Origin of the sequence: Achromobacter sp. (genome assembly GCF_036567245.1) — a bacterium.
Classification (GTDB): domain Bacteria; phylum Pseudomonadota; class Gammaproteobacteria; order Burkholderiales; family Burkholderiaceae_B; genus Achromobacter.
This window is the reverse complement of the sequence record NZ_DATCUY010000011.1, coordinates 1-1,649: the sequence shown is the minus strand read 5'-3', so window position 1 is coordinate 1,649 and position 1,649 is coordinate 1. Positions and strand designations below refer to the sequence as shown.

General features: G+C 66.0%; 2 protein-coding genes and 1 pseudogene. All 3 read left to right on the top strand.

The features are described from left to right. On the top strand, positions 1 to 376 hold a 376-nt coding region (locus VIR09_RS00435; RefSeq protein ID WP_332010637.1), incomplete at its 5' end, for a 2-C-methyl-D-erythritol 4-phosphate cytidylyltransferase. Then, positions 373 to 864: a 2-C-methyl-D-erythritol 2,4-cyclodiphosphate synthase gene (gene ispF / locus VIR09_RS00430; RefSeq protein ID WP_332010635.1), complete on the top strand. Its 492-nt coding sequence runs from the start codon at positions 373 to 375 to the stop codon at positions 862 to 864. The genes VIR09_RS00435 and ispF, both read left to right, overlap by 4 nt. 145 nt (positions 865 to 1,009) lie before the next feature. Next, a pseudogene (locus VIR09_RS00425) lies at positions 1,010 to 1,649 on the top strand (hypothetical protein); the annotation flags it as partial.

Sequence of the window (1,649 nt, the reverse complement as noted above, 5' to 3'; positions counted from 1 at the left end):
CTGGGTGCTGGTGCACGACGCCGCGCGCCCCGGCCTGCCGCCAGTTGCGCTGGGCCGGCTGATCGACGCCTGCCTGGCGGACCCCGTGGGTGGTCTGCTGGCGCTGCCCGTGGCGGACACGGTCAAGGCCGGTCACGAGCGCGTGGAGCGCACGCTGGACCGCAATGGCCTGTGGCTGGCGCAGACCCCGCAGATGTTCCGGGCTGGCGTGCTGCGCGACGCGCTGACGGCGGCTTCCGTGAGCGGCGCGGCCGTCACCGACGAGGCCTCGGCTATAGAGGCGGCCGGCTATGCGCCGCTGCTGGTGCCCGGCTCCATGCGCAATTTCAAAGTGACATGGCCGGACGATTTCGAACTGATGGAAAAATGGCTATGAGTATTCCTTTCCGCGTCGGCCAGGGTTTCGACGTGCATGCGCTGGTCGAGGGCCGCCCGCTGATCATCGGCGGCGTCACCATTCCCCACACGCATGGCCTGCTGGGGCATTCGGACGCGGACGTGCTGTTGCACGCCATTACCGACGCGCTGCTGGGCGCCGCCGGCCTGGGCGACATCGGCCGGCACTTTCCGGATACCGACCCGGCCTTCAAGGGCGCCGACAGCCGCGTGCTGCTGCGCGAGGCCATGGCGCGCGTGCGCGCCGCCGGCTGGGAGCCGGTGAACATCGACGCCACGCTGCATGCCCAGGCGCCCAAGATCGGCCCGCATGCTCCCGCCATGGTGCGGAACATCGCCGCCGATATCGGCCTGGCCGAAACCGAGGTCAACATCAAGGCCAAGACCAACGAGGGCCTGGGCTACCTGGGTCGCAAGGAAGGCATCGCGGCGACGGTGGTGGCCTTGCTGGCGCGCGTGGCTTCCTAGATCGCGCGAGGGCTCCGCGGCACCACGGCCGAATGCGCTTTTCCGCTGTTCATTTAGTTTTGATACATCTTTAACAAATGAATAAGCGGGTCGAATTGATCTGGCATATTCTGCGCTACTTCAATTCGACTACTGAGACATTCGGATGCATTTACGTGGCATCGCCCTGGCTTCCATCTTCAGCGCGGTAAGCCTGCCCGCGCATGCGCAGTACGAGCAGCAACTGGGGCCGCTGGCCGGCGTGGTCAAGCAGCAGATGCAGGATGGCTGGACCGCTGGCGTGCAGGATGGATGGTTCACCCTGCACAATGCGAACAAGGCCGACAGCGAACAGACCCTGTACATGAATGTCGGGCCGGCGCCGGAATCGGGCCGGGTGACCGACGTCAATGTGGTCGTCAAGTCTCCGAATCCGAAGGCGTCCATCGGCGTGGCGCTGAGCAACCGCGCCAACAAGAGCCTGTGCCTGCTCGAACTCACGGCCGACAAGAACACGCTGCTGTTCTGTCTGCAGGGGCAGAATCGCCGCGACATCGCTACGCTGCCCAACATAGCGAAGTTGGACGGTACCGACCGCATCAGAGTGGTCGAACTGCCCGGCGCGGCCCGTTTCATCGTGAACGGCCAGCAGATTGGCGATGTCAGCAATGAGCCCGCCACGGGCGCCGAGCTGGGCATCATGGCCTACGACGTAGGCACTTTCGGCGTTGCCGACTTCAAGATCACGATGACAGGCGGCCAATCCGGCGCGGCGCCGGCGGCCGGCACCTTGCCCGCGCGCGGCG